Origin of the sequence: Saccharopolyspora taberi, from assembly GCF_039534165.1 — a bacterium.
Taxonomy (GTDB): Bacteria; Actinomycetota; Actinomycetes; order Mycobacteriales; family Pseudonocardiaceae; genus Saccharopolyspora_D; species Saccharopolyspora_D taberi.
The window spans coordinates 29,890-55,037 of the sequence record NZ_BAAAUX010000027.1; the positions used below are offsets into that span (position 1 = coordinate 29,890).

Sequence of the window (25,148 nt, forward strand, 5' to 3'; positions counted from 1 at the left end):
GGAGTGGTGCCGATGACCAACGACGCGGACTTGCGAGCTGCCCGCGAAGCGGAAGGGCTGAGCCTGGCGCGGATGGCGCGGCGGACCCGCTTCGCCAAGTCGTACCTCAGCATGGTCGAAACCGGGAAGCGCCCGGTCCCCACCGACGTCGTCGCCGCGTACGAGCAGGTCCTCGGCTTCCCGTTGGCGGCCGACCCGGGCGCCCCGGTGCGGCTCGCGCACGAATGGCTCGTCTCGGAATCGCCCGCAGCCCTCCACCTGCGCTCCGGGCGAAGGATCGGCCGCTCGCTGGCGGCGGAACTGGAATCCCGTGTCGTCGAGCTGCGCCACCTCGACGACGTGGTCAGCAGCGCGGACCTCCTACCCGCCGTCTCCGAGGAACTCAGCACCGCTCGGGAGCTCGTCCGAGAGGCGACCTACTCCGACAGCACGGGAAAGCGCCTGTTCACCGCGGTGGGAGAGCTCGCGCAGCTCGCCGGGTGGGTGGCCGGTGACGCCGGGAAGCTCGCCGAAGCGCAGCGCTTCTACCTGTCCGGTGTCGACGCGGCGAACCAGGCGCGGGATCGCGTCTTGGGGGCGCAGCTGCTGTCCAGCCTGAGCTACCAGATCGCCAACACCGGGAACCCGCGCGACGCGGTGCTTCTGGCCAGGACCGCCGTGATGGGCGCCGAAGGCGCGACTCCGCTGGTCCGGGCCCTGCTGCTGGAGCGCCTCGCGTGGGCCTCGGCGAAATCCCGGGACGCCGAAGCGACCTGGCGGGCGTTGGACGAGGTCGATGACGCCTTCGCGGCGCGCGGTGCGGACGAGCCGGAATGGGTTTACTGGCTCAACCGGGCCGAAATCGACGTGATGGCCGGGAGGTGCCTGATCCAGCTGGGCAGGCCGGGCGAGGCGGAACCGCTGCTGTCCGCCGCGATCGAGACCTACCCCGCGGAGCACGCCCGCGAGGTCGCGCTGTACCTGTCCTGGCTGGCCGAGTCGCATGCGAGGTCCGGTGATCTGGACGCCGCCCGGGAAACCCTGGCGCGGGCGCAGCCCTTCGCCGAAGCCATGCCGTCAGCCCGGACCGGTGATCGGCTGCGCGCGGTCCGCCAAGCCTGCGCCTAGCGCCCCGGATCGACGACCTCGTCCGCCCCGGCCAAAGCGGCGGCGGGCTGCGTGGTCGTCAACGCGATGCAGTACGCGCCCGCCGCCTTCGCCGCGGCGATCCCGGCGGGTGCGTCCTCGAACACGACAGCCCGCGCTGGCTCGACCCCGAGCGCGCGGCAGCCAGCGAGGTAGCCCTCCGGCGCGGGCTTGCCCTCGGTCACGTCGTCGGCGGTGATCAGCACGCCCAGCAGCGGAAGCACCCCGATCGCCGCCAGCTCGCCCCGCGCGTAGTCCGCAGTGCCGGAAGTGACCACGCCGACCGGAATTCCTTCGCGGTGCAGCGCGCGGAGCACGTCGACGACTTCGGACACGGGCGCCGCCGGCAGAGTGGCGTAGGAAAGGGCTTCGGCGAACAGCTCCTCGACGGTGCGACCGGGAAAGCTGTGCAGGTGTTCGGCGAGCACCTGCTTGCCGGGGCGCCCTGCGAACGACGCCAGCAGCCGCTCGTCGTGCGGCACGCCGTGCGTGCGGAACAACCGCGCCCAGGCCGCCTGGCTGCGCGGTTCGGTGTCGACGAGGGTGCCGTCCAGGTCGAACAGGGCTGCCGAGAACTGCCGGGCGGTGTTGAGCACGACCGGATCCTCTCCCCGTCAGCGCGTGTCGCGCTGGCGGATTCCGGACGTCTGCTCGCAGAGTGAGCCGGTTGCGGCCGTCGGTGCGTGAAGCGGGCGGAACTGCTCGACCGCGCGTTCGCCCTGCTCAGAGGATTCTGACCTGCGGTTCTCCGGCCTACACTGGGTCCGGCGGAATGCGGTGGTCGCGATGGCGACGAGGCGTGTGGGCAGACTTCCCGACGACCTGACCAGTTTCGTCGGGCGTCGAGGCATGAGCGCGCAGGTGCGGCGGCTGGTGTCGTCGTCCCGGCTGGTGACGCTGACCGGCGTGGCCGGGGTCGGCAAGTCCCGGCTGGCCGCGCACGTCGCGCGCGGTCTGCGGCGCGCCTTCCCCGACGGCGTGTGGCTGGTGGACCTGGCCAGGGTCGCCGAACCCGATCTCCTCGGCCGGGCCGTGACCACCGGGCTCGACCTGCGCGACCAGCCCTGGACCACACCCGAGGCGCTGGCCGACCAGCTCGCGGACAAGCGGATGCTGGTCGTGCTCGACGGCTGCGAGCACCTGCTCGACGCCTGCGGAACGCTGGTCGGCGCGATGCTCGCCAGAGCGCCGGAGGTGCGGGTGCTGGTGACCAGCCGCTCGCCGCTGGGGATCGCCGGCGAGCAGATCTGCCCCGTCCCGCCGATGTCGGTGCCCACCAGGGGCGGCGGCGAAGCGCTGGCGCTGTTCGAGGACCGCGCGGCGGCAGTGCAGCCCGGCTTCGCCGTCGGCCCGCACAACCAGCAGGCCGTGGCCCGGCTCTGCCGCGGGCTCGACGGGCTGCCGCTGGCGATCGAGCTGGCCGCGGTGTGGATGCGGTCGCTGTCGGTCGAGGAGATCCTGGACCGCCTCGGCGACCGGTACCGGCTGCTCACCGGCGGCGACCGCAGCGCCGCTCCGCACCACCGCACGCTGCGCGCGGCGATCGCGTGGAGCTTCGACCTGTGCTCGCCGATCGAGCGGACGCTGTGGGCGCGGCTGTCGGTGTTCGCGGGCGGCTTCGAGCTGGCGGCGGCCGAGGACGTCTGCGCGGGCGACGGCGTCAGCGCGGAGGAGCTGTTCCTCGGCATCGCCGGGCTGGTCGAGCGGTCGGTGCTGACCAGGGAGGACTCCGGAGGATCGCGGACCAGGTACCGGCTGCTGCGCACGCTGGGCGAGTACGGCCGGGAGCGGCTCGGCGCCGAGGAGCTGGTGCTGCGCCGGCGCCACCGCGACCACTACCTGCGGCTCGCCGAGTGCGCGGATGCCGAGTGGCTGGGCCCGTCCCAGCTGGAGTGGCTGCGCCGCCTGCGGCTGGACCGCGAGAACCTGCGCGCGGCGTTGGACTTCTGCGGCACCGAACCCGGCGAGGAAGCGCTGCGGCTGGCCGCCGCGCTGCGGTTCCACTGGATCGCGGGCGGCGCGCTCGCCGACGGCCGCGACTGGCTCGACGACGCGCTGGCCCTCACCTCCGGGCCGAGTTCGCACCGGGCCCGCGTGCTTGCGATCAACGCGCTGGTCAGCGCGATGCAGGGGGACACCGGGGCCGCGCTGGAAATGGTGGCCGAGGCGCGCGAGCTCGGAGATCCGCTGGTGCCGAACGTGTCCGGCGTGATCGATCTCCTGCGCGGCGACTTCGCCGGAGCGGTGGACTGGTTCGAGGAGTCCATGCGGCAACCGGAACTGCTCAACCACGACGGGCTGGCCGTGATGTCGCTGCCGAACCGCGCTCTGCTGGCGATCTTCGACGGCGAACCCGAGCGGGCCGCGCAGCTGTGCGAGCAGGCCGTGGAGATCTGCGAGGAGCACGGTGAGAAGTGGGCGCGGTCGTGGGCGGAGCTGGTGCTCGGGCTGTGCCGCTGGCGGCAGGGCGACCTGCCCGCGGCGACGGCGCACGTGCAGGCGGCGCTGCGGACCAAGGACCTGTTCCACGACCTGCCCGGCATCCTCCTCTGCCTGGAGGCGTTGGCGTGGATCGAGACGAAGCGGCACCATCCCCACCGCGCGGTCCGGTTGTTCGCGGCCGCGGGCGAACTGTGGAAACCGCTCGGGACGCACCTGTTCGGCATCGAGCAGTACGAGCAGTGGCACCGCGAGTCCGCAGCCGCGGCACGGCGTGCGCTGCGGCCGGACGAGTTCCGCGAGGCGGAGCGGAAGGGCGCCTCGTTCACCCTCGCGGAGGCGGTGGCCTACGCGCTCGGCGAGCGCCGGCCGACTCGCGCCGCCCACATCCCCGAGCAGCTCACCAAGCGGGAGCACGAGGTCGCGCAGTTGGTCGCGAGAGGGCTGTCGAACCGGCAGATCGCCGAGCAGCTGGTCATCGCCAAGCGGACCTCGGACAGCCACATCGAGCACATCCTGACCAAGCTCGGCTTCAGCTCGCGCGCCCAGATCGCGGCCTGGGTGGCAGAACAGCCCTAGCGGGCGGCGGCGCGGCGGGTCGCGGAGACCACCGTCTGCCAGGACGGCGGGTCGGTCGGGCCGGTGACCCAGTCGGCGCCGTCGAGCGGCGGCAGCGGGACGCGGTCACCGGGGTGGCTGGTCCGCACCGCGCCGAAGACGCCGTCCTCCGGGAGTTCGCGCACGTCAGGACCGGTGAGCAGGGCCCAGTGGTCCGGGTACGCGATGGCCGGTCCGGCGAGCATGTGCACGGCGAGCACGTGGTGGACGCGGCTGGCCAGCGGCGCCGGCATGAACAGCGCCTCGACGTGGTCGTCCAGCACCAGCACACCACCCTCGACGTGCCAGCCGAGGGCGAGGAAGCGGGGATCTTCTGCGGTCTTGGGGGGAGCTTGCTGAAGCATGATCATCCTGAACTCGCGACGAGGTGGGCGCTGCGGTACCTCCAGGGCCGCCTGCGGAAACGCCCACCTCGCTCTATGGGGAACGGGCAGCGGGTCGTTGGGGCACATGGCCCGCTGTCCGGCTGCTGCGTCCTCCTCACCTGTCGCCCGATCACCCTGGGAACGGCGGATGCCGCTGGTGCGGGGCCGGTGATGAGGCGTGCGGCCACCGCCGTTCCTCCCTGACTTGCGCGCCCCTTCTTCCGGAGCACGTTCGCAATATGGCCCCTCGGAGGCGGTGCGCGGAGCGGGACAACTACCGAGACCCATACCTAAAAACAGCTCCTCGTCGAGCAGGAACTCAGACCGGAAACACCCGTTCGAGTTGCCCGACACACGGTACGAACCCGGGGTTCGCAACGCTGCTTGACAAGATCGACTCCCTACTCTCGTCGCGTTCGGAAAAAACCCGCGAACCCGAGGAGAGAGTCATGCGCACCGTTTTCCTGCACGGCGAGGTCGAGCAGTACGAGCGAGCCAGGTCGGCGCTGGCCGAGCGCTTCGCCGAGTGGTCGGACGGCCGGCCCGCCTGCGGTCTGGTGGAGTTCCTGCTCGACGACAAGCTGTCCGCGGACGGCCTGCTGGCCAGGTGGACCGAGGACGACCTGCGGCGGTTCCTGGTCCGGTCCGCGCCCCGGCGGCTGCTGCTGGCCGAGGGCTGGGCGGCGGTCCCGGAGTTCCTGGCCGCGTGGATCTCGTTCCTGGACGACACCGGCCTGCTCACCTCCGACCGGCCGGTCCGCGCCCTGCTGGCCGCCGTGGAACGCGCCTCCCCCGCGTACCTCGCCGCGATGGCCGACCCGGCCGAGTGGGGCGCGGACAAGTTCTGGTCGGTCGTGCTGCACGAGCACGGCGTGGACGCCGACGACGAGGACGCGGTGGAGACGTTCTTCGAGACTCTGGAGTCCGGCGAGGTCGACGTCGACGAGTCGCTGGCCGAGACCGTTGAGGAGCGCGACACCGCCGAGGCGGCGGGCGAACCCGCGTTCTGGCTGCCGCCGCGGCACGTGGAGGAGGTGCCGCTGGACGTGCCCGCCCGGCTGCGGGAGCTGCACACCCGGCTCGCGTCCGAGCAGCGGCGGTTCGACCTCGACGAGGTCGCCGGGCTGCTGGAGGTCGACCGGTTCGAGGCCGGGCTGCTGGTCGAGTGGGCGCGGCAGGCCGGTCTCGTCCGCGTGGTCGGCGAGCGCCTGACCCCGACGCACATCAGCGCGGCGGTGCTGGCCGAGCCGGAACTGCTGTGGACCCGCCTGTGGCAGACGTTCGTGCTGCTCGACGAGTACTTCGGCGGCGAACCGGGCCTGCTCCCGGAGGGCGGCGAGCTCTTCGGCGAGCTGGTGCAGGCGGCGCTGTGCGGCCTGTACTCCTCGACCGGCGCGGTCGCGCTGGAGCACCTGGTCGGCGCGATCAGCGACGACGTGCTCGACCCGGTCGAGGAGTCGCGGGACCGGTCGGAGGCCCTGCGCAGGACGCTGGTGCGGATGTTCGACCAGTGGGCGGCGCTGGGGGTGGTCCGCACCGGCGTCACCACCGACGCCGAGCAGATCGCGGCCATCGAGTCCGCGGTTCCCGCCGGGGTCACCGCCGAGCGCACGGTGGTCCAACTGACCAAGCCCGGGCTGTTCGCCGCGCGCGGTTCGCTCCAGGCGTTCGGCTTCGTCGCGCCGACGGTCGAGGACATGGCCCAGTACCCGGTGGAGGTGCTGGTCCTGGCGCTGCCGGAGAGCCCGCCCGAGGTCGCCGAGGTGCTGGTGTCCGACTGGCTGGGACGACTCGGGGCGCGCGGCGGCGCCCAGGAGCTGGCGGCGCTGCTGCGGCGGGCCGACGACCCGGCGGTCCGGCTCGCGGCGCTGTGGTTGCTGGAGCAGACCGGGGAGGAAGGCGTCGCGGTCGCGCGTGACCTGGCAGATGACCCTGTCGCCGGTCCGGCGGTGCGGATGTGGTTGCAGGCCCGGCCGTCCTCGGACGAGGTGGTCGCCAGGCCCGGTGACGAGCTGCTGCTGGAGCTGGACGGGATGGCGGTCGCGGTGGCCGGCGACGCGGGCCGGTTCCTGGCCGAGTTCCAGCAGCGGCCCACCGCGGACCAGATCGCGCTGATCGACCGGATTCCGGAGACCGCGCACGTCGGGGTTCCGGCCCTGCTGTCGGTGATCGCCGAGGAGCACCCCGACGAGTCGGTGGCCGGGGCCGCGCGGCGCGGGCTGGAGAAGGTGGGGTGATCACGAGCTGGTGGGCCCGGCTGCCGGGCCCACCAGCACCTTCCCGGGGCCCAGCACCTTCCCGGGGCCCAGCACCTTCCCGGGGCCCAGCACCTTCCCGCGTCCTGGACGCGTTCGGTGACAGTCGTCATGTCCGTCTGGTTCAACCTGGAGGAAACTTGTTAGCATTGCAAACGAACTGATTTCGAGGGGTGCGAGGAGTGGCTGCCGATGAGCGGCGCACATGACGTGCGGTTGCTGGACGTCTTCAAGGGACAACCCAAGGCGGTGTGGATCACCGCCTTCGCCGCGGTGATCGCCTTCATGGGCATCGGCCTGGTGGACCCGATCCTGCTGTCGATCGCCGAAGCGCTCCACGCCGGACCCCAGCAGGTCACCCTGCTGTTCTCGTCGTACCTGGGCGTCCAGGTGGTCGCGATGCTGATCACCGGCGCGTTCAGCGCCCGCTTCGGCCCGAAGCGCACCGTGGTGACCGGGCTGGTGCTGATCGTGCTGGCGACGCTGGCGTGCGCGGTGGCCGGATCGATCGGTCAGCTGGTCGCGCTGCGCGCGGTGTGGGGGCTGGGCAACGCCTTCTTCATCGCGACCGCGCTGTCGGTGATCGTCGGTGCGGCCAGCGGCGGGCAGCAGGCCGCGATCCTGCTCTACGAGGCGGCGCTGGGCATCGGCCTGTCGACCGGTCCGCTGCTGGGCGCGCTGCTCGGCGAGATCTCGTGGCGCGGACCGTTCGCGGGCACCGCCGTCCTGATGGCCATCGCGCTGATCCTCTCGGCGGGATTCCTGCCCAAGGACGGCAACCGCGCGGACCGGCCCCGGGTGCGGCTGCTCGACCCGATCCGGGCGCTGGGCCACGGCGGGCTGCTGCGCACCTCGATCGGATCCGCGCTCTACACGGCGGCGTTCTTCATCGTGCTTGCGTGGTCCCCGTTCGTGCTGGAGTTCGGCGCGATCGCGGTCGGGCTGGTGTTCTTCGGCTGGGGTCTGTGCGTCGCGTTCGCCGGGGTCGCGCTCGCCCCGAGGCTCGCGGCCCGGTTCGGCGAGGCGGGCGGAACAGTGCTGGCGGTGCTGATCTACGCCGTGCTGCTGGTGGTGATGGCCGTGGGCTCCAAGCCGGTCGTCGTCGTGGCCGTCATCCTCAGCGGTCTGGCATCCGGTCTGCTCAACACCCTGTTCACCGGTACTGCGATGAGCATCAGCTCCGCGCCGCGCCCGGTGGCCAGCGCCGGCTACAACTTCTGCCGCTGGTTCGGCGGCGCGGTCGCCGCGACCCTGGTCGGCCACATCGCGGAGTGGACCGGCGCGCCGCAGGCGCCGTTCTTCGTCGGCGCCGTCGCGTGCGTCCTGGCGGCCGGGCTGCTGGTGGTCGACCTGCGGCGCCGGACCGACGAGCACCAGGTCCCGGCCGAGGCGGTGCTGGTCGGCGAGGAGTTCTGAGCCCCGCGCGCAGGGGAGTCCGCTGCACTGCGGGCTCCCCTGCGCGCGTCGAGAATTCGAGGTGCCGCCGCCTGCGGTGTGCCCTCGGTGCGCTTCCCCTGCGCGCGTCGAGAATTCGCCGAATATTCCTCAAACGTTCTGTCCGCTCCGGTTGTGACATACCCTCCACTGCGTTCTTGGACTCTGGAGGTTTGACGTGCCACCACAACCGGGTCGCGGCCGGTTCTCGCTTCCACTGCTCACCGGCGGACGCGCGCGGGTCACCTGCCGGTACCGCTGCGGCGACCAATGTTCCCACCAGCCGCCCAACACCTCCGCCAACCCGTACTTCGGCGACCTCGTCCAGCGCGTGATCGACCGGCGCGGGCTGTTCCGCGCGGGGGCCGTCGTCGCGGTGTCCTCGGCCGTGCTCCCCGGCGTCGCGTCGGCCGCGTCGAAGCAGGGGCTGGACTTCGTGCCGGTGCGGCCCAACAGCGAGGACGCCGTCGTCGTTCCCGAGGGGTTCGAGCAGGGCGTCGTGATCCGGTGGGGCGACCCGATCCTGCCCGGTGCGCCGGAATTCGACTTCGACGCCCAGACGCCGGAGGCGCAGGAGCAGCAGTTCGGCTACAACAACGACTTCTGCGCCCTGCTGCCGCTGCGCGACGACCTCCGGCTCATGGTGAACAACCACGAGTACACGACCGAGGAGTTCCTGTTCCGCGGCTACGACCCGGAGAACCCGACCGAGCAGCAGGTGCGCGTCGCGTGGGCCGCGCACGGGCTTTCGGTCGTGGTGCTGGAAACCGGTGACGCCGCCCCGAAGGTGCGGCTCGATCCGCTCAACCGCCGCATCACGCTGAACACCGAGTTCGAGGTGCGCGGTCCGGCGGCGGGCAGCGAGTACCTCAAGACGCCGGCCGACCCCAGCGGCACCAGGGTCTTCGGCACCATGAACAACTGCTCCGGCGGGGTCACGCCGTGGGGCACGATCCTGTCCGGCGAGGAGAACATCCACTTCTACTTCGCCAACGCCGACAGCGTCACCGATCCGAAGGCCGCCGAACGGCTCGCCCGCTACGGCCTCAAGGGCGGGGCGACCGAGCGCAAGTGGGAGCGCTTCGACTCCCGGTGGGACATCGCGCAGCAGCCCAACGAACCCAACCGGTTCGGCTGGATCATCGAACTGGACCCGTACGACCCGCGGTCGACGCCGGTCAAGCACACCGCGCTGGGCCGGTTCAAGCACGAGGGCGCCAACATCAAGGTGCTCGACGACGGCCGGGTCGCCGCGTACATGGGCGACGACGAGAAGTTCGAGTACCTCTACCGCTTCGTCTCCGACGAGAAGATGAAGTCCGGTGAGAGCAAGCACGCGCGGCGGCACAACATGTCGCTGCTGGACTCCGGCACGCTCTACGTCGCGAAGCTCACCGGGGACAGCCCGGCCACCGAGATCGACGGCAGCGGGAAGCTGCCCTCGGACGGGCAGTTCGACGGTTTCGGCGAGTGGATCCCGCTGGCGCACAACGGCGAAAGCTTCGTTCCCGGCTTCACCGCCGAGGAGGTCTACGTCTTCGCCCGGCAGGCCGCCGACGTGGTCGGCGCGACCAGGATGGACCGCCCCGAGGACGTCCAGCCGCACCCGACCACCGGTCGGGTCTACGCCGCGCTGACCAACAACTCCGACCGCGGCACCGACGGCAAGGCCGGCGCCGACGAGCCGAACCCGCGCGTCACCAACAAGCACGGCCAGGTCCTCGAACTGACCGAGACGTCACCGACGACGTTCACCTGGAACCTGCTTCTGGTGTGCGGGGATCCGAACGATCCGGCCACCTACTTCGGCGGCTTCGACAAGACGCAGGTCAGCCCGATCACCTGCCCGGACAACCTGGCCTTCGACTCCGCGGGCGACCTGTGGATCACCACCGACTCCACCGAGGCGCTGGGCGCCAACGACGGCCTGTACCGGGTTCCGCTGGAGGGCGCCGAACGCGGGCACGTCATGCAGTTCCTCAGCGTTCCGCGCGGGGCCGAGGCGTGCGGCCCGGTGATCGAGGACGATCTCGTGCTCGTTTCCGCCCAGCACCCTGGCGAGCTCGACGGGGCGAGCGCCGACAACCCGGTCTCGCACTGGCCGGACGGCGGCGACTCCCAGCCCCGGCCCTCCGTGGTGGCCGTTTGGAAGGGGTGACGTCGGCCTGGAAGCGGTGACGTCGGCGTGAGTCCTCCGGGCTGCACCGCAGAGGGCTGGTGCCGCAGAGATCCGGTGCCACGGAGATCTGGTGCCGCGGAGATTTGCGGCCCGGAGATTTGCGGCCCGGAGGACTCACGACCCCAGCACGTCCGGCAGGTCGCGGCCCAGGTAGACGGTGAGCGGGTTGTCCGCGTAGTAGCCGAAGGGCTCGACCTCGGTGTACCCGGCGGACCGGAACAGCGCGAGCGCCACCGGGTGGCGCTGGTTCGTCTCCAGCACCATCTTGCGCTCGCCGCACGCCGACGCCGTGTTCTCCAGCCAGGCCAGCATGGTTCGCGAGTAGCCGTTGCCGCGGTGCTCGTCCGGCACGTACATCCGGCGGAGCTCGGCGCACTTCCCGATCCGGTGGCGCCAGCCGCCCATCACGACCGGGGTGCCTTCCACGTAACCCACGCCGAACCGGCCCTTGGGCGGGGTGAACTGGGCTGCTTCGCCGCGGCAGACATCGGGGTAGCCGTAGATCCGCGCGTATTCCGCCTGGAGGCGTCTGGCCAGGGCGACGACGTCCGGATGGTCGTAAGAACGTCGGATTATCTCCATGGCGCACACCATAAGCATTCCGTCCGATCCGGACGTCCACACCAGACGGTTCAGCAGGGGACGGTTCAGCTCTGGGGGCCCCGCAGCAGCGGGACCACCACCTCGTCGACGATCTCCACCAGCGCGTCGTCCGGGATCGGCACACCCTGGAACAGGAACTGCTCGCGCACCATCGCCAGCCCGACCTCCAGCCTGCGCGGGGTGACCGCGTCCGCGTCGATCTCCCCGCGCTCCACCGCTCGCCGGGTGATCTCCTGCATCGCCCTGAGCCCCGAATGGTGCGAGTGCTCGCGCAGCTCGGCGGTGCGCGACCGGTCGCTGAGCGCGTCGCCGAGCAGCCCGCGCAGCGCCTCGCCCGCGGGGCCCGCCAGGATCTCGGCGTTGGCGCGCAGCATCGCGAGCAGGTCTCCGCGCAGGCTGCCGGTCTCCGGCGGCGAGTCCGGGTCGGGCAGCGCGTGGTACACGGCTTCGAGCACCAGCTCCATCCGGCTGGCCCACCTGCGGTACAGCGACGCCTTGCCGGTCCGGGACCGCTCCGCCACCCGCTCCATGGTCAGCTTCGCGTAGCCGACCTCGGTCAGCTCGTCCAGGACGGCCTGGAAGATCGCGGCGTTGAGGGCCTCGCCCCGGCGCCTGGGGAGTTTGCGGTGGTCGGTGACCATGTCCTCGATCCTACGAATCCGCCGAGGTCACCCGGCCGGCGTCGGCCCCGAGTGTGACGAGGTCGGCGGGCTGCTCATGTGGTCCGCACCACGTGCGCCGTTGTCCGAAGTGGACGATCGGGCAGGGTCAGCGCCAGTGCGAGGGCGACGACGAGCAGCGGCGCCAGCATGCCGAACACCGGCGGCACCTCGGCGAGCGCGGCCGGACCGGCGAGCCGGTCGCCGACCAGCGCTCCCACCGCCGCGACCCCGCCGGACGCGCCGATCTGGCGGAAGAACGTCACCGCCGAGGTCGCGGTGCCCAGGTCGCCGTGGCCGACCGCGTTCTGCGCCACCAGCACCATGACCTGCATGACCAGGCCGACACCGAGCCCGGTCAGCAGCATCGCCGCACCGATCGCGACCGGATCGCGCGCGAACGCCAGCAGCCCCAGGCCGATCGCGGCCACCGCCGTCCCGGCGACCGGATACGCCTTGTACCTGCCGGTGCGGGTGATCAGCCGACCGGACACGACGGTCGTCAGCAGCACGCCGATCATCAGCGCGGTCACCACGAGCCCGGCCCTCGTCGCGTCGACCCCGAGCGCGACCTGGAGGAACGCGGGCATGTAGGTCACGGTCCCGAACAGCGCGAACCCGATGAGCACGCTGATGCCGACCGGGACGGCGAACGCGCGCTCGCGGAACAGGCGCGGCGGCAGGACCGGATCGGCCGCGCGGCGGACCGTCGCGGCCCAGGCGACCGCCCCGGCGAGGGCGACGAGCAGCCACCACGGGGTGCGGGTCTGGCCGAGCAGCACGATGCCGACGACCGCCACCGCGAGCGAGAGCGCTCCGGCGTAGTCGATCGGTGGCCGGGCCGACGGCCGCGGCAGCCGCAGCGTCGCGGTGAGGACGGCGAAGGCGACCAGGCCCAGCGGCGGGTAGAGCGCGAAGATCCAGCGCCAGCCGAGGTGGTCGGCGAACAGGCCGCCGACCAGCGGCCCGCCCACCACGGCCACCACGTAGGCCGCGCCGATCAGGCCCAGGTACCGGCCGCGCTCGCGGGGGCTGACCAGCTCGCCGATGATCGCCTGCGCACCGATCATCAGCCCGCCGCCGCCGACGCCCTGCACCGCGCGGAAGACGATGAGCTGCGGCATCGAGGCGGCCAGCCCGCAGAGCACGGCCCCGGTCACGAACACGGCGATGGCCACCTGGATCAGCGGTTTGCGGCCGAACCGGTCGCCAAGCTTGCCGTAGCCGGGCATGACCACCGTCGCCGCGACGAGGTACGCCGTCACCACGGCGGGCATCCGGTCGAGCCCGCCGAGATCGGCGGCGATCGCGGGCAGCGCGGGCGTCATGATCGTCTGGTCGAGGGCGCCGAGCAGCATCGCCAGCAGCAGTCCGGGAAGGGCGAGTCCGATCACCGCGGTCCTCCTCGGCGAGGACGTTTTCCGTTCCCCGAAGGTACGACCGCCAGTGTTGTGAACGCAACGTTCACTAACGATGCAGTCGAGCCCAGTCCTCCGGGGTCAGGTCCTTCGGCAGCGCATCGGCGGGAACACCGCTGGGAAGCGGCCTCCGCAGGTTCCGCAGCACGGCGCGCAGACCGCGCCCGCGGCCGGTGAACACGGCCTCGACCATCGCCTGGTACGCACCGAGCTCGGACCACGGCACCAGCGGACGCGCGCGGCGGCGGACCGCCAGCAGCCCGCCGTCCACCGACGGCACCGGCCGGAACGCCTGCGCGCGCACCCGGCCGCAGAGCCGGAACTCGTACCAGGGCGCCCACTGCGCGTTGAGCATCGAGCCGCCGTCCGCGCGCTTGCGCGCGACGTCGAACTGCACCAGCAGCGCAGCCCTGGTCCAGGACGGCTCGGCGAGCAGCCGCCGGACGATCGCGGTCGTCTGCGAGTACGGCAGGTTGCCGACGACCACGTGCTCGGTGCGGGGGAAGGCGAACCGCAGCACGTCCCCGCGCACCACGCGCGCCCAGGGGCAGCGGACGCGCAGCACGTCCGCCCAGTGCGGATCGATCTCGACGGCGGTCACCGGATGACCGGCGAGTTCCCTGGTCACGGCGCCCGCACCGGCGCCGAGCTCGACCACCGGCGTGGGTCCGGTCAGGTCGAGGAGGCGGACGAGCCGACGCGCGGCAGCGCGGTCGACGAGGAAGTTCTGGCCGAGTTCGCGGCGCGCGCGGTCGCGCGCCGACAGGCGGCGGGAAGGCATGGCGGAGCTCCTGCGTCACGGGCCGGTGGGGAACCGGGTCCGTTCGCGGAGCGGGCGCGCCGGGGCGGCCGCAGGCTCGACGCGACGAACCCGGGCGGCGGCAGCGCTCCAGTGCGCTGCCTATGCGTGGCGCAGGCGGCCCGTGACGGCCGCGGCGGCGGATGCCATGTCCCGCAGGCTAGGCGGCGGAACCGCTTGGGGGCGAACGGTTTTTCCGATCACATTCGGTGATCGATGCGACTCGGCAAGTGACCATACGGGCGGAACAGCCGCAACTCTGCGTCATGAATTTGACCCTTGTTCACCTTTTGGTACGGGAGTACTCGCCTGCCCTGCATAGCGTGCTGGCTGTTCCCGACTGAGTCCTTGGAGGTCCGCTTGTCTCCCCGATCGGACAGCGGGCGGGTCGTCCCGCTCCCACTTCTGTCCAACCACTCCGCCGCCCGTTCGTCGGTGACCTGCCGGTTCCGCTGCGGCAACGCGTGCGCGCACGAGGCGCCGAACACCTCGGACAACCCGTACTTCGGTGACATCGTCGAGAGCGTGCTGAGCCGCCGCGGCGTGCTCAAGGCCGGAAGCGTGCTCGCGCTGTCCGTCGGTGGTGCCGCCGCCGTCAGCGGTGCCGCCGCCGCGCAGCCCGCCGCTCCCGCGCAGCGCCCCGCCGGGGGCGGCGTGCCGGGTACGAACTTCGCGCCGGTCGCCCCGAACACCCAGGACGCCGTCGTCATCCCCGAGGGCTACCAGCAGGAGATCGTGATCCGCTGGGGAGACGCGGTCGTCGAGGGCGCCCCGGAGTTCGACTTCAACAACCAGACCGCCGCCGCGCAGGAGAAGCAGTTCGGCTACAACAACGACTTCGCCGGGCTGATCCCGCTCGACAGCAGCGGCCGGGAGCACCTCCTGGTGTGCAACCACGAGTACACCACCGAGACCCACATGTTCCTGAACTACGACGAGAACAACCCGACCGAGGAGCAGGTGCGCATCGCGTGGGCGGCGCACGGCCTGTCGGTGGTGGCGGTCGGCCGCGACGGTGACAAGGGCTTCAAGCCCAAGCCCAGCAAGTACAACCGCCGCATCACGCTGAACACCGAGTTCGAGCTGCGCGGCCCGGCCGCGGGCAGCGACCACCTCAAGACCTCGGCGGACCCGACCGGCACCAAGGTCTTCGGCACCCAGAACAACTGCTCCGGCAGCGTCACGCCGTGGGGCACGGTGCTGTCCGGCGAGGAGAACTTCAACCAGTACTTCGCCAACGCCGACAGCGTCACCGACCCGAAGGCCAAGGAGCGGCTCGCCCGCTACGGCCTCAAGGGCACCGAGAGCGACCGCAAGTGGGAGCGCTTCGACAAGCGCTGGGACATCGCGCAGGAGCCCAACGAGGCCAACCGGTTCGGCTGGATCGTCGAGATCGACCCGCACGACCCGGGCTCGACGCCGGTCAAGCACACCGCGCTGGGCCGGTTCAAGCACGAGACCGCCTCCATCAAGATCGCCGAGGACGGCCGGGTCGTCGCGTACTCCGGTGACGACGAGCGCTTCGACTACATCTACAAGTACGTGTCCAACGGCCGGGTCAAGCCGGGCACCAGCGCGCTCGCCCGCCGCCACAACATGTCGCTGCTCGACGACGGCACCCTCTACGTCGCGAAGTTCACCGGCAACAGCCCGGCAGGCGAGATCGACGGCACCGGCAAGCTGCCCGCCGACGGCCACTTCGACGGCACCGGCGAGTGGCTGCCGCTGGCCAGCGGCAAGCGCTCCTTCGTCCCCGGCTTCACCGCCGAGGAGGTCTACGTCTTCACCCGGCTCGCCGCCGACGCCGTCGGCGCGACCAAGATGGACCGCCCGGAGGACATCGAGCCGAACCCGGTCAACGGCTACATCTACTGCGCCCTGACCAACAACTCCAACCGCGGCTCGGCGGGCAACGCCGGTCCGGACGAGGCCAACCCGCGGGTCGGCAACAAGCACGGTCACGTGCTGGAGATGGACGACGACACCACCGGCACGAAGTTCCGCTGGAACCTGCTGCTGGTCTGCGGCGACCCGAACGACCCGGGCACCTACTTCGGCGGGTTCGACAAGACCCAGGTCAGCCCGATCTCCTGCCCGGACAACGTCGCGTTCGACCGGCACGGCAACCTGTGGATCTCCACCGACGGCAACGCGCTGGAGGCCAACGACGGTCTGTTCGCGGTGCCGGTCGCGGGCCCGGAGCGCGGCAGGGTCAAGCAGTTCCTGACCGTGCCGGTCGGCGCCGAGACCTGCGGGCCGGTCGTCACCGACCACGTCATCACCGTCTGCGTCCAGCACCCCGGTGAGATCGACGGCGCGGGCGCGGGCAACCCGGCCTCGCACTGGCCCGACGGCGGCAGCTCGCAGCCCCGTCCGTCGGTGGTCGCCGTCTGGCGCGCCGACGGGGCCGAGATCGGCAGCTGAGAGAAGGAACCCCGGGGCGGTGCGGATTCCCGCGCCGCCCCGGGCGGTATTTGGACCCTGTTCGGCCGACTCGGGTCGTCGCAGCCTTGGGCGCAGGGCGACCCGAGGAGGACGACATGACGCTCGAAGCCAAGGACCTCGCGAGGCCGGACGAGAAGCGCGAGTTCGGGCACGGCGAGATGGAACTCGTCGAGCTGCCCGGCGTGACCGTCGGCCGCGCGCACATGCACCCCGGCTGGCGCTGGTCCAACGACGTGAAACCGATCGTGGGCACGGAGAGCTGCCAGCAGCCGCACACCATGTACGTGCTGTCCGGCAAGATCCACATCGTCATGGACGACGGCCAGGAGGCCGATGTCGAGGCCGGGCAGAGCGCGGTGGTCAGCCCCGGCCACGACGCCTGGGTGGTCGGCGACGAGGACTTCGTCGCGATCGACTGGACCGCCGCCGCGACCTACGCGACCGCACCCGAGTAGGGCGCGACCGCGGCCCGGAAACACCGCTGCCCCCCGAGAGTCTCGAGGGGCAGCGAGTCGGTCAGCGCGGCGCCGGCGCAGCCGCGCCGGGCGGCGCGGGCGGTCCGCAGTGGACGATCGGCTGCGGTTCGTAGACCGTCTTCTTGGGGTTCTCGACCTTCACCTCGCCGGTCTGCACGTTGCGCAGGGTCCGGGTGTCGGTGACGGTGAACCCGCCGTTGCCCTTGCTGGGGCTGCACGGCTGGCCCGGCGGCACGACGACCTCGTGCGGCGCGGTCAGGTTGGTGCGCTCGCCGGTCTGCGAGGTCACGTCGTACTGCTTGGTGCTCCAGAACTTCACCGTGATCGACGACGGCGTCCACTGCGTGGTGATCAGGACGCCGCTCTTGGTGGTGTTCTTGAACTTGACGTCGATGACGCTGCTGCCGTCGGCGCCCTGGAACACCGTCGCCTCGCGGCCTGCCGGGTAGCGGCTGATGTAGTAGCTGTGCGCCTTGTGCTCGACGTCCTGCATGCCCGCGAAGTACGAGGCGTTGTAGATCGTCGTGGCGAACTGCGAGATCCCGCCGCCGACCGCCTTGCCCGGCCTGCCGTCCTGGATGATGCCGGACTCGATGTAGCCCTGGGCCGCACCGCGCGGACCGGTGTGCCCGTTGAGGCTGAAGGTCTCGCCCGGCTTGACCACCGCGCCGTTGACCTGCTCGGCGGTCCGCCGGATGTTCACCCCGGACGCGGGCTCGAACCCGCCGGTGGTGAACTCGCTGACCACCTCGCGGATGCCGAGCTGGTTGGCCTGGTCGGTGGTGAACTTCGCGGGCTGGTGCACGTAGATCGCCTGCACCGAGCGGTTCCGCGGCTGCTTGAGCACGTCGGTCAGCCGCTCGAAGCTCTTGTTCCAGTCGATGCCGACCCCGTCGGTCGACGGCTTGACCACCGGTGCCCCGCCCTCGACCACGATCTGGGCGTCCTTGCCGGGCACGATCGTGCTCGCCAGCTGCGGCTCCACGCCTCCGATCGCGGCGGGCACGTCCACGATCGGCCGCAGCCCGCCGTTGCCGTCGGGCTCGAACCGCAGGGCCGAGGCGATCGCCTCGGGCGTGAACGTCGCGTCCTTGCCCTGCCCGCGCACGGTCACCGGACCGGACACCGCGGGCTCGGCGACCTCCTTCAGAGCCTTGCGCACGCCTTCGGCGGTGGTGCTGACCGGCTGCTGGGTGAACGGCACCCGCACCGGGTCCGGATCCGCCCAGTCGCCGAGCACCGCGTCCGCCGCGCCCTGCACGTCGATCTGGCGGCCGATCACCGGATCGACCGCGACCGGCTTCGCGCCCTCGAAGGTGATCGAGCCCTCGGCGGGCGCCCGGTCCAGCTCCGGCCGGACCTGCTCCAGCGCCGCGGTGAGCTGCCCGCGGTCGCCGTTGCTGACCGGCTGCACCTCGCGGGTGGTGAACAGCGAGGTCAACCGGGTGATCGGGTTCCACGGCTGGGCACCGGCCTGCTCGACGGTCGCGGCCCAGTCCATCTCCAGCCCGGCCGCCGACGGGTCGATGCTGGCGGTCCGGTCACCGGCGACCAGCTGCACGGGCTTGTCCAGGCCCGGTCCGAGCGAGGCGCGCAGCCGGCTCTCGGCGGCGGCCTTGTCGAGCCCGCCGATCGGCACGTCGGCCACGACCGTGCCGCGCGGCACGGTGCCGCTGGAGAACACGAGGTCACCGATGTAGAGCAGCGCGAGCGCGCCGACGGCCGCACCGGCGATGATGCCCGCGCGGATCAGGCCGCGCTTGCGCTCGCCGGGCTCGCCCGCCTGCGGCGGCGCGGGTGTCGCGGGCTGGGGTGCGGCGGGCGGCGGCTGGACGCCGTTCCAGACCGGGATCGACTGGGTCTGCTCGACCGAGAAGTCCGGGAAGTCGGACGGCACCGCCGAGAGGTTCGCGGTGCGCTCGGCGTCGGACTCCGGCTGGACCGGGCGCTCGACGGCCCGGGTCGCGTCGTCGTGGGTCGGGCGTTCGACAGCCGGCCGGGTCGCGTCGTCCTGGACCGGCGGGATCGACTGCGTCCGCTCGGCGTCGGTTTCCGGTCCCGCGACCGAGATGCGCTCGGTCGCGTCCGCGGTCTCGGGGCGTTCGTGGTTTTCCGGCACCGCTTCCCCTTCTCGTCTGGTGTGCGGTGGGGCGAGACAGGCGTAGAAATTGCGGCAGCCCCGCGCGGGGGCACTGCGTCCGGGATCCGAGTATGGGGCAGGCGCCCGGACGCTACAGGTACGGGGACGTCACAGGTTGCCCGGCCTTCGCGGGTACCGGGACGTCACAGGTAGAGGCCGGTGCCCTGTTCGGTCTGCTCGGTGGCGACGGCGTGCAGATCCCGCTCGCGCATCACCAGGTAGGGCTGGCCCTGGACCTCCACCTCGAACTGCTCCTCGGGGTTGAACAGCACCTGGTCGCCGACCTTGACGGTACGCACGTGGCTGCCGACTCCGAACACCTCGCCCCAGAGCAGCCGCTTGGCCACCTGGGCGGTCGCCGGAATCACGATGCCGCCACTGCTGCGGCGCTCTCCGGACTCCTGTGAGATCCGCACCATGACCCGGTCATGCAGCATCTGGATCTCAAGCTTGGCATCGGTCACCCGAAAAGTTTACTTGCCCGCCCGGCAACGCTCGCAGCAGGCGGGGTCTCAGGCGCCGTCGTCCAGACCGCCCATCACCAGCGGTAGCCGGCGTGGACCGGACGTGGTCACCCGCACCGGTACGCCCCAGTCCTGCCTGGTCAGGCGGCACGCCGGGTGCTCCACGGCCGGATCGTCGTCGCAGCTGGCCGCCTGCGCGACCACGTGCAGGACACCGTGCTCGACGCCCTCGGCCAGCACCAGCCGCCGGGTCAGGTCGGTGCCGACCCCGCTGCCCTCGACCAGCAGCCCCTCCGGCGAGGAGGTGACCTCCAGCCGGGTGGACGGGCCGTAGCGCTCGTCGAGCTTGGTCCCCGGCGGCGGCGTGAACACCACGGCCAGCTCCAGCTCGCCCGCGCCCACCTCGGTCGCGGGCCGCTTGACCTGCTGCGACGCGCCGCTGACGAGCTTGGCCGACACGCCCGGCGGCACCGGGCGCTCCAGCCGGTGCGCGGCCGAGGCCACCACGACCAGCTCGCCGTCCACGACAGCCGCGCCGGACGGTTCGGAGACGCCCGAGGCCAGCGTCGAGACCTGGTCGGTGGCCGGGTCGTACCGGCGGATCGCGCCGTTGTAGGTGTCGCAGACCGCGATCGAGCCGTCCGGCAGCACCGCGACCCCGAGCGGGTGCTGGAGCAGCGCCTCGCCGGCGTCGCCGTCGGCGTGCCCGAAGTCGAACAGCCCGGCGCCGACGGCGGTGCGCACGGCGAAGCCGTCGGCGGTGGCCTCGACCCAGCGCAGCGCGGAGGTTTCGGAGTCGGCGAGCCACAGCCGGTCGCCGCCGTCGGCCAGGCCGGAGGTCTGGGCGAAGAAGGCGTCCTCGGCGGCGCCGTCCCGCAGTCCCTCCACGGTGGTCCCGGCGAACCGCCGGACCTGCCCGGTGCGGGGGTCGAACAGGCCGAGCGTGTGGTTGCCCGCCATCGCGATCACGACCCCGCCCGCGGGCTCCCACCAGGCGACGTCCCACGGGCTGGTCAGCGGCGTCTCCGTGCCCGGCCCGCTGTCCGCGCCGTCGCGCCACTGCTCACCGGTTCCCGCCAGCGTGATCACCTCGCCGTCGCCGAGGCGGACCCCGCGCAGCAGGTGGTTGACGGTGTCGGCGACGACGACGTCGTAGCCGACCTCCGCGGCCACCTCCGCGGGCAGCAGCGCCAGCCCGGCGGGCTCGGCGAAGGACGCCTCCTCGGCGCCGCCGTCCGCACGCCCGCGCACACCGGACCCGATGCGGCGCACGACGGTCTCGCCGTCGGCGGCGAACTCGACGAGGCTGTGGTGCGCCGAGTCGGACACCAGCGCGGTCCCGCTGTCCAGCGGAAGGATCTTGGCCGGGAACGACAGCGTGCTCTCCTCGACCTCCGGCGGCACGTACGGGCCGTCCCCGCGGTGCAGGGTGCCCTTCGCGTCGTGCTCGGCGACCAGCTCGGTGATCACGCTGCGCAGCGCCTCGACATGCCCCTCACCAGCGGCGACGTGCACGACGTAGCCCTCGGGGTCGACCACGACGAGCGTCGGCCACGCCTTCACGGCGTAGTGCTGCCAGGTGGTCAGCTCCGGGTCGTCGAGCACCGGGTGGTGCACCGCGTAGCGCTGCACCGCGGCGGCCAGCGCGTCCGGATCGGCCTCGTGCTCGAACTTCGGCGAGTGCACGCCGATGGTGACGACCTCGTCGGCGAACTCCTGCTCCAGCGGCCGGAGCTCGTCGAGCACGTGCAGGCAGTTGATGCAGCAGAAGGTCCAGAAGTCCAGGACGAGGATCTTGCCCCGGAAGTCGGAGAGCCGGAGTTGGCGGCCCCCGGTGTTCAGCCACTGGCGGCCGACGAGCTCGGGGGCGCGGACACGGGCACGGCGCTTCTGCTGCTCAGCACTCACGCCCGGAGTCAACAACACCGGTCCGGGGGCTGTTCCGGAGGGTGGGGGCGCCCGAGCCGCGTCTCACCATTCGGGGCGTGCCGGTCCGGTCGGGCGCGCAGCATTGGCCGTGGGCTGCGATCGGGAGATCTTCGGGGCGAAGGTGTCGATTCCCGGGGAGGCCGTTCGTACAGGAGGTGCAAGCACCGAGAGGAGCGCACTGATGAAGGAATACCTGCTCAGCATCTACCAGCCCGACGGAGAGCCGCCCGCGCCCGAGGTCCTGGACCCGATCATGCGCGAGGTCGAGGCGGTGAACGCCGAGCTGCGCGCCGCCGGGGCGTGGGTCTTCGCGGGCGGTCTGCACCCGCCGAGCACGGCGACCGTGGTCCGGTCCGCCGGCGAGGACGCGCTCATGACCGACGGCCCGTACGTCGAGGGCAAGGAGCACATCGGCGGGTTCACCGTCATCCGGGCCGAGGACCTCGACGCCGCGCTGGAGTGGGGCCGCAAGCTGGCCCGCGCGACCACGCTGCCGATCGAGGTCCGCCCGTTGCAGGAGGGGAGCTGCGGATGATCGACGTCGACCGCGTGTTCCGGGAGGAGCGCGGTCGGGCGGTCGCGGTGCTGGTCCGCGTCCTCGGCGACATCGACCTCGCCGAGGACGCGGTCCAGGACGCCTTCGCCGAGGCGGTGCGGCGGTGGCCCCAGGAGGGGCTGCCGCCCAGCCCGGCGGGCTGGCTGATCACCACGGCCCGGAACCGGGCGATCGACCGCCTCCGCCGCGAGTCCTCGCGCGACCGGCGGCACGCCCAGGCGGCCCTGCTGCGCGCATCGGACGAACCGACAGAGGAGGGGCCCGTGCACGACGACCGGCTCCGGCTGATCTTCACCTGCTGCCACCCGGCGCTGGCCCCGCACGCGCGGGTCGCGTTGACGCTGCGGCTGCTCGGCGGGCTGACCACCGCTGAGATCGCGCGGGCGTTCCTGGTTCCGGACAGGACCATGGCCCAGCGCCTGGTCCGGGCGAAGGGCAAGATCCGCGACGCACGCATCCCTTACCGGGTCCCGGCCGAAGCCGATCTGCCCGACCGGCTCCGCGCGGTGCTCGCGGTGATCTACCTGATCTTCAACGAGGGCTACGCGGCCAACGCGGGCGCGGACCTGGTGCGCGACGAGCTGTGCGCCGAGGCGATCCGGCTGGGTCGGCTGCTCGCCGAGCTGATGCCGGACGAACCGGAGGCCCTGGGCCTGCTCGCGCTGATGCTGCTGGCCGACTCCCGCCGCGCGGCCCGCACCGGCCCGCACGGCGAGCTGGTCCGGCTCGCCGACCAGGACCGCGCCCGCTGGGACCGGGAGCTGGTCGCCGAGGGCCAGGACCTGGTCCGCCGCTGCCTGCGCCGCGACCGGCCCGGCCCGTACCAGATCCAGGCCGCGATCAACGCCGTCCACAGCGACGCGGCGACCGCGGCCGACACCGACTGGCGGCAGATCCGCCTGCTCTACGACCAGCTGGTCGCGCTGACCCCGAGTCCGGTCGCGGCCCTCAACCGCGCGGTGGCCGTCGCCGAAACCGACGGCCCGCAGGCGGCGCTCGACCTCGTCGACGGCCTCGACCTCCCCGGCTACCACCTGTTCCACGCGATCCGCGCCGATCTGCTCAGCCGTCTCGGCCGCGATGAAGAGGCGGGGCTCGCCTACGAGGAGGCGATCAGCCGCACCGGGAACGAGGCCGAACGGGCCTTCCTGCGGAACCGGCGGGATGGCGGGGAATAGTTCGCGGGCGCCGGGGTTGTCGGTGGCAGAAGCCCGGGGCCGGCAGGGAAACAGGCCCGGAAATTGGAAGGCCCCGCGGTGCTGCCAGGTCGGGGGTCCGACAGCATCGCGGGGTCATCCCGTGTATCGGCACGTGACGGCGTCTCGTTACAGCCATGACGGGATGTGACTCGCATCACCGCGAAGTCCACGCTATCGGGCTTAATCCTGGGTCAGCAGGTAGCGGCCGAAGTGCGGGACGGTGAACGCGATCCGGCCGCGTTCTGCCGAATACACCAGCCCCTTCTTGATCAGGCTGTCCCGCGCGGGGGACAGCGAGGAGGGCTTGCGCTCCAGGTACTCGGCCACCGACGAGGTGCCCGCGGGTTCGTCCCGGCCCTGCACGATCTCGGCCATCGCCCGCAGGTACTCGCGTTCGGCCGGGGTCGCGCGCTCGTAGCGCGATCCGAAGAACCCGACGGCCAGTTCGCCCTCCGCCTCCGGCGCGGCCAGCCGCACGTCGTCGCTGCCGATCGGCGCCTGCGGCGCGGCGTCCCACGCGGCCTTCCCGTACGCCTGGACGAAGTACGGGTAGCCGCCGGAGATCGAGAACAGCGCGTCCAGCGCGTCCGAGGTGATCTCGGCTTCCTCCCGCTCGATCGGCGCGACCACGGCGCGGTCGGCGTCCGACCGGACCAGCCGGTCGATGCGCACGTAGCGGAACAGCCGCTCGGAGTAGGACTTGCTCGCCGACAGCACGGCGGGCACGTGCGGCAGCCCGGCGCCGACGACCACCAGCGGCGCGCCCGACTGGGACAGCTCGTGGCACGCCGCGCACAGCGCGGAGACGTCCTCGGCCTGAACGTCCTGCATCTCGTCGATCAGCAGCGCGACCCCGGTGCCGACGTCGGCGGCCAGCTCGGCGACCTCGGTGAACAGCTCGACCAGGTCGATCTCGATGTCGCCGGAGTCGGCCCGGCCCTGCGCGGCGGGCACGTCGATGCCCGGCTGCCAGCGCTCCCGCAGCTTGGCGCCGTCCGGGTTCGCCTTGAGCGCGAACGCCTTAAGCACCGCAAGCACCTCCTCGACCCGGTCCGGCGCCCGGTGCCGGACGGCCAGATCGCGGATCGCCCGGTGCAGCGCCGCCGACAGCGGCCTGCGCAGCCCGGCCTCGGGCCGGGCCTCCACCTTCCCGGCGCCCCAGCCGCGCCGGATGGCCATCGAGCGCAGCTCGCCGAGCAGCACGGTCTTGCCGACGCCGCGCAGCCCGGTGAGCACGAGGCTGCGCTCCGGCCGACCGCGGGAAACCCGCTCCAGGACGATGTCGAAGGCGTCGACCTCCCGGTCCCGGCCGGCCAGTTCCGGTGGGCGCTGACCGGCGCCGGGGGCGAACGGATTGCGGACCGGATCCATGCTCGGACTGTATCCAGTCGTATAGGGCTGATTCGATACTGCGCGAGATACCGGAATCGGCGTGTCGGGTCAGCCGTAGTGCTCGGGCGCCAGGCGCAGCGACTCGTGCCGCATCGCCCCGGAGGTCCGCGCCGCCTCGTACTCGTCGCGCTGGACGACGATCCGCGAGCCGGGGACGCGGCTGTACCGCCCTCTAGCGGAATCTAGACAAGATCCAATAATCCCCGATACGCCCCGATCGAAGCCGATGGATGCTTGGCTGGCGGGCATGGCCGAAGTCGTCACCAACGGAAATGCGCAGGTGCGGCGCACCGCCGACCGCGCGGTCCTGCACGTCTCGTTCAGCGCCACCGCCGACGATCGGCAGCGGGCCGTCGACGAGCTGGCGCGCCGCGTCAGCGGCGTCGAAGCCGCGCTGGCGGAGGTCGAGGTGCGCAGCCGGAACCTGTCGGTCCACCCGCGCTACCAGGACGGGCAGCAGGTCGGGCACCACGCGCGGCAGCACTTCGCGCTGCGGGTCGGCGGGCGCGAAGCGCTCGAACGGCTCGCGGCAGCGCTGCTGGAGGCCGAGCCGGAACGGCTCGACGGGCCGCGCTGGGAGCTCAGCGACCCCGCCGACGCGACAGCGGAGGCGCAGCGGCTCGCGGTCGCCGACGCGCGGCGCCGGGCGGAGG

At 72.1% G+C, this 25,148-nt stretch carries 20 protein-coding genes; 10 read left to right on the forward strand and 10 right to left on the reverse strand.

Annotated features, from left to right (window positions below; all coding sequences use genetic code 11):
* Window positions 1–12 precede the first annotated feature (12 nt).
* Complete coding sequence (locus tag ABD691_RS28525) at window positions 13–1,107, forward strand: NsdA family TPR-like regulatory protein (RefSeq protein ID WP_344684969.1); 1,095 nt, start codon at window positions 13–15, stop codon at window positions 1,105–1,107.
* Here the strand turns inward: ABD691_RS28525 and ABD691_RS28530 are convergent.
* A complete protein-coding gene (locus tag ABD691_RS28530) occupies window positions 1,104–1,721 on the reverse strand; it encodes an HAD family hydrolase (protein WP_344684971.1) in 618 nt (205 codons plus the stop codon). The genes ABD691_RS28525 and ABD691_RS28530 overlap by 4 nt on opposite strands.
* Before the next feature lie 190 nt (window positions 1,722–1,911).
* Between ABD691_RS28530 and ABD691_RS28535 the strand changes: the two genes are divergently transcribed.
* The gene (locus tag ABD691_RS28535) at window positions 1,912–4,143 is read left to right on the forward strand and encodes a LuxR C-terminal-related transcriptional regulator (RefSeq protein WP_344684973.1); all 2,232 of its coding nucleotides are present in this window, start codon (window positions 1,912–1,914) and stop codon (window positions 4,141–4,143) included.
* Here ABD691_RS28535 and ABD691_RS28540 read toward each other — a convergent pair.
* Window positions 4,140–4,526 (reverse strand): hypothetical protein, encoded by a 387-nt coding sequence (locus ABD691_RS28540; RefSeq protein ID WP_344684975.1) that lies wholly within the window; start codon window positions 4,524–4,526, stop codon window positions 4,140–4,142. The genes ABD691_RS28535 and ABD691_RS28540 overlap by 4 nt on opposite strands.
* Window positions 4,527–4,996: 470 nt before the next feature.
* Here ABD691_RS28540 and ABD691_RS28545 point away from each other — a divergent pair, with 470 nt between their 5' ends.
* The 3 genes from ABD691_RS28545 (at window position 4,997) to ABD691_RS28555 (ending at window position 10,394) form a co-directional block, all read left to right on the forward strand.
* Entirely contained in the window at window positions 4,997–6,784 is a 1,788-nt protein-coding gene (locus ABD691_RS28545; RefSeq protein WP_344684977.1) for a hypothetical protein, read from the forward strand.
* Between the two features lie 210 nt (window positions 6,785–6,994).
* Window positions 6,995–8,218, forward strand: a complete 1,224-nt coding sequence (locus ABD691_RS28550; protein ID WP_344684979.1) for an MFS transporter — start codon at window positions 6,995–6,997, stop codon at window positions 8,216–8,218.
* Window positions 8,219–8,414: 196 nt separating this feature from the next.
* Complete coding sequence (locus tag ABD691_RS28555; protein ID WP_344684981.1) at window positions 8,415–10,394, forward strand: PhoX family protein; 1,980 nt, start codon at window positions 8,415–8,417, stop codon at window positions 10,392–10,394.
* A gap of 135 nt (window positions 10,395–10,529) precedes the next feature.
* Here the strand turns inward: ABD691_RS28555 and ABD691_RS28560 are convergent, their stop codons facing one another.
* From ABD691_RS28560 to erm, 4 genes are all read right to left on the reverse strand, one after another.
* On the reverse strand, window positions 10,530–10,997 hold the full coding sequence (locus ABD691_RS28560) for a GNAT family N-acetyltransferase (RefSeq protein WP_344684983.1): 468 nt from the start codon (window positions 10,995–10,997) through the stop codon (window positions 10,530–10,532).
* 65 nt (window positions 10,998–11,062) lie between these two features.
* A complete protein-coding gene (locus ABD691_RS28565) occupies window positions 11,063–11,659 on the reverse strand; it encodes a TetR/AcrR family transcriptional regulator (RefSeq protein WP_344684985.1) in 597 nt (198 codons plus the stop codon).
* A gap of 74 nt (window positions 11,660–11,733) precedes the next feature.
* Window positions 11,734–13,071, reverse strand: a complete 1,338-nt coding sequence (locus tag ABD691_RS28570) for an MDR family MFS transporter (protein WP_344684987.1) — start codon at window positions 13,069–13,071, stop codon at window positions 11,734–11,736.
* 73 nt (window positions 13,072–13,144) lie between these two features.
* Entirely contained in the window at window positions 13,145–13,861 is a 717-nt protein-coding gene (erm, locus tag ABD691_RS28575; RefSeq protein ID WP_425565182.1) for a 23S ribosomal RNA methyltransferase Erm, read from the reverse strand.
* Window positions 13,862–14,254: 393 nt separating this feature from the next.
* On the opposite strand from erm, the gene ABD691_RS28580 reads away from it, so the two are divergent.
* Together ABD691_RS28580 and ABD691_RS28585 are read left to right on the forward strand one after the other, a co-directional pair.
* On the forward strand, window positions 14,255–16,318 hold the full coding sequence (locus ABD691_RS28580; protein WP_344684989.1) for a PhoX family protein: 2,064 nt from the start codon (window positions 14,255–14,257) through the stop codon (window positions 16,316–16,318).
* 116 nt (window positions 16,319–16,434) lie between these two features.
* On the forward strand, window positions 16,435–16,794 hold the full coding sequence (locus tag ABD691_RS28585; RefSeq protein ID WP_344684990.1) for a cupin domain-containing protein: 360 nt from the start codon (window positions 16,435–16,437) through the stop codon (window positions 16,792–16,794).
* A gap of 61 nt (window positions 16,795–16,855) precedes the next feature.
* On the opposite strand, the gene ABD691_RS28590 is transcribed toward ABD691_RS28585, so the two are convergent.
* The 3 genes from ABD691_RS28590 to ABD691_RS28600 form a co-directional block, all read right to left on the reverse strand.
* Window positions 16,856–18,934: a VanW family protein gene (locus tag ABD691_RS28590; RefSeq protein ID WP_344684992.1), complete on the reverse strand. Its 2,079-nt coding sequence runs from the start codon at window positions 18,932–18,934 to the stop codon at window positions 16,856–16,858.
* 164 nt (window positions 18,935–19,098) lie between these two features.
* On the reverse strand, window positions 19,099–19,419 hold the full coding sequence (locus ABD691_RS28595; protein WP_009948370.1) for a GroES family chaperonin: 321 nt from the start codon (window positions 19,417–19,419) through the stop codon (window positions 19,099–19,101).
* A 48-nt stretch (window positions 19,420–19,467) separates the two neighbouring features.
* A complete protein-coding gene (locus ABD691_RS28600) occupies window positions 19,468–21,327 on the reverse strand; it encodes an NHL domain-containing thioredoxin family protein (RefSeq protein ID WP_344684995.1) in 1,860 nt (619 codons plus the stop codon).
* 202 nt (window positions 21,328–21,529) lie between these two features.
* On the opposite strand from ABD691_RS28600, the gene ABD691_RS28605 reads away from it, so the two are divergent.
* Window positions 21,530–21,883 (forward strand): YciI family protein, encoded by a 354-nt coding sequence (locus ABD691_RS28605; RefSeq protein WP_344684997.1) that lies wholly within the window; start codon window positions 21,530–21,532, stop codon window positions 21,881–21,883.
* A complete protein-coding gene (locus ABD691_RS28610) occupies window positions 21,880–23,082 on the forward strand; it encodes an RNA polymerase sigma factor (protein ID WP_344684999.1) in 1,203 nt (400 codons plus the stop codon). Before ABD691_RS28605 ends, ABD691_RS28610 begins: the two co-directional genes overlap by 4 nt.
* Window positions 23,083–23,283: 201 nt before the next feature.
* On the opposite strand, the gene ABD691_RS28615 is transcribed toward ABD691_RS28610, so the two are convergent.
* On the reverse strand, window positions 23,284–24,474 hold the full coding sequence (locus ABD691_RS28615) for an AAA family ATPase (protein ID WP_344685001.1): 1,191 nt from the start codon (window positions 24,472–24,474) through the stop codon (window positions 23,284–23,286).
* Between the two features lie 247 nt (window positions 24,475–24,721).
* Here ABD691_RS28615 and ABD691_RS28620 point away from each other — a divergent pair.
* Window positions 24,722–25,148: SIMPL domain-containing protein (locus ABD691_RS28620; RefSeq protein WP_344685003.1), on the forward strand; the 427-nt coding region annotated here is incomplete at its 3' end.

Bases quoted from the DNA above. Each gene is read 5' to 3' on its own strand.
- ABD691_RS28525 (WP_344684969.1), top strand. From the start codon at position 13: ATGACCAACGACGCGGACTTGCGAGCTGCCCGCGAAGCGGAAGGGCTG.
- ABD691_RS28535 (WP_344684973.1), top strand. From the start codon at position 1,912: ATGGCGACGAGGCGTGTGGGCAGACTTCCCGACGACCTGACCAGTTTC.
- ABD691_RS28540 (WP_344684975.1), bottom strand. From the start codon at position 4,526: ATGCTTCAGCAAGCTCCCCCCAAGACCGCAGAAGATCCCCGCTTCCTC.
- ABD691_RS28545 (WP_344684977.1), top strand. From the start codon at position 4,997: ATGCGCACCGTTTTCCTGCACGGCGAGGTCGAGCAGTACGAGCGAGCC.
- ABD691_RS28550 (WP_344684979.1), top strand. From the start codon at position 6,995: ATGAGCGGCGCACATGACGTGCGGTTGCTGGACGTCTTCAAGGGACAA.
- ABD691_RS28560 (WP_344684983.1), bottom strand. From the start codon at position 10,997: ATGGAGATAATCCGACGTTCTTACGACCATCCGGACGTCGTCGCCCTG.
- ABD691_RS28565 (WP_344684985.1), bottom strand. From the start codon at position 11,659: ATGGTCACCGACCACCGCAAACTCCCCAGGCGCCGGGGCGAGGCCCTC.
- ABD691_RS28585 (WP_344684990.1), top strand. From the start codon at position 16,435: ATGACGCTCGAAGCCAAGGACCTCGCGAGGCCGGACGAGAAGCGCGAG.
- ABD691_RS28605 (WP_344684997.1), top strand. From the start codon at position 21,530: ATGAAGGAATACCTGCTCAGCATCTACCAGCCCGACGGAGAGCCGCCC.
- ABD691_RS28610 (WP_344684999.1), top strand. From the start codon at position 21,880: ATGATCGACGTCGACCGCGTGTTCCGGGAGGAGCGCGGTCGGGCGGTC.
- ABD691_RS28615 (WP_344685001.1), bottom strand. From the start codon at position 24,474: ATGGATCCGGTCCGCAATCCGTTCGCCCCCGGCGCCGGTCAGCGCCCA.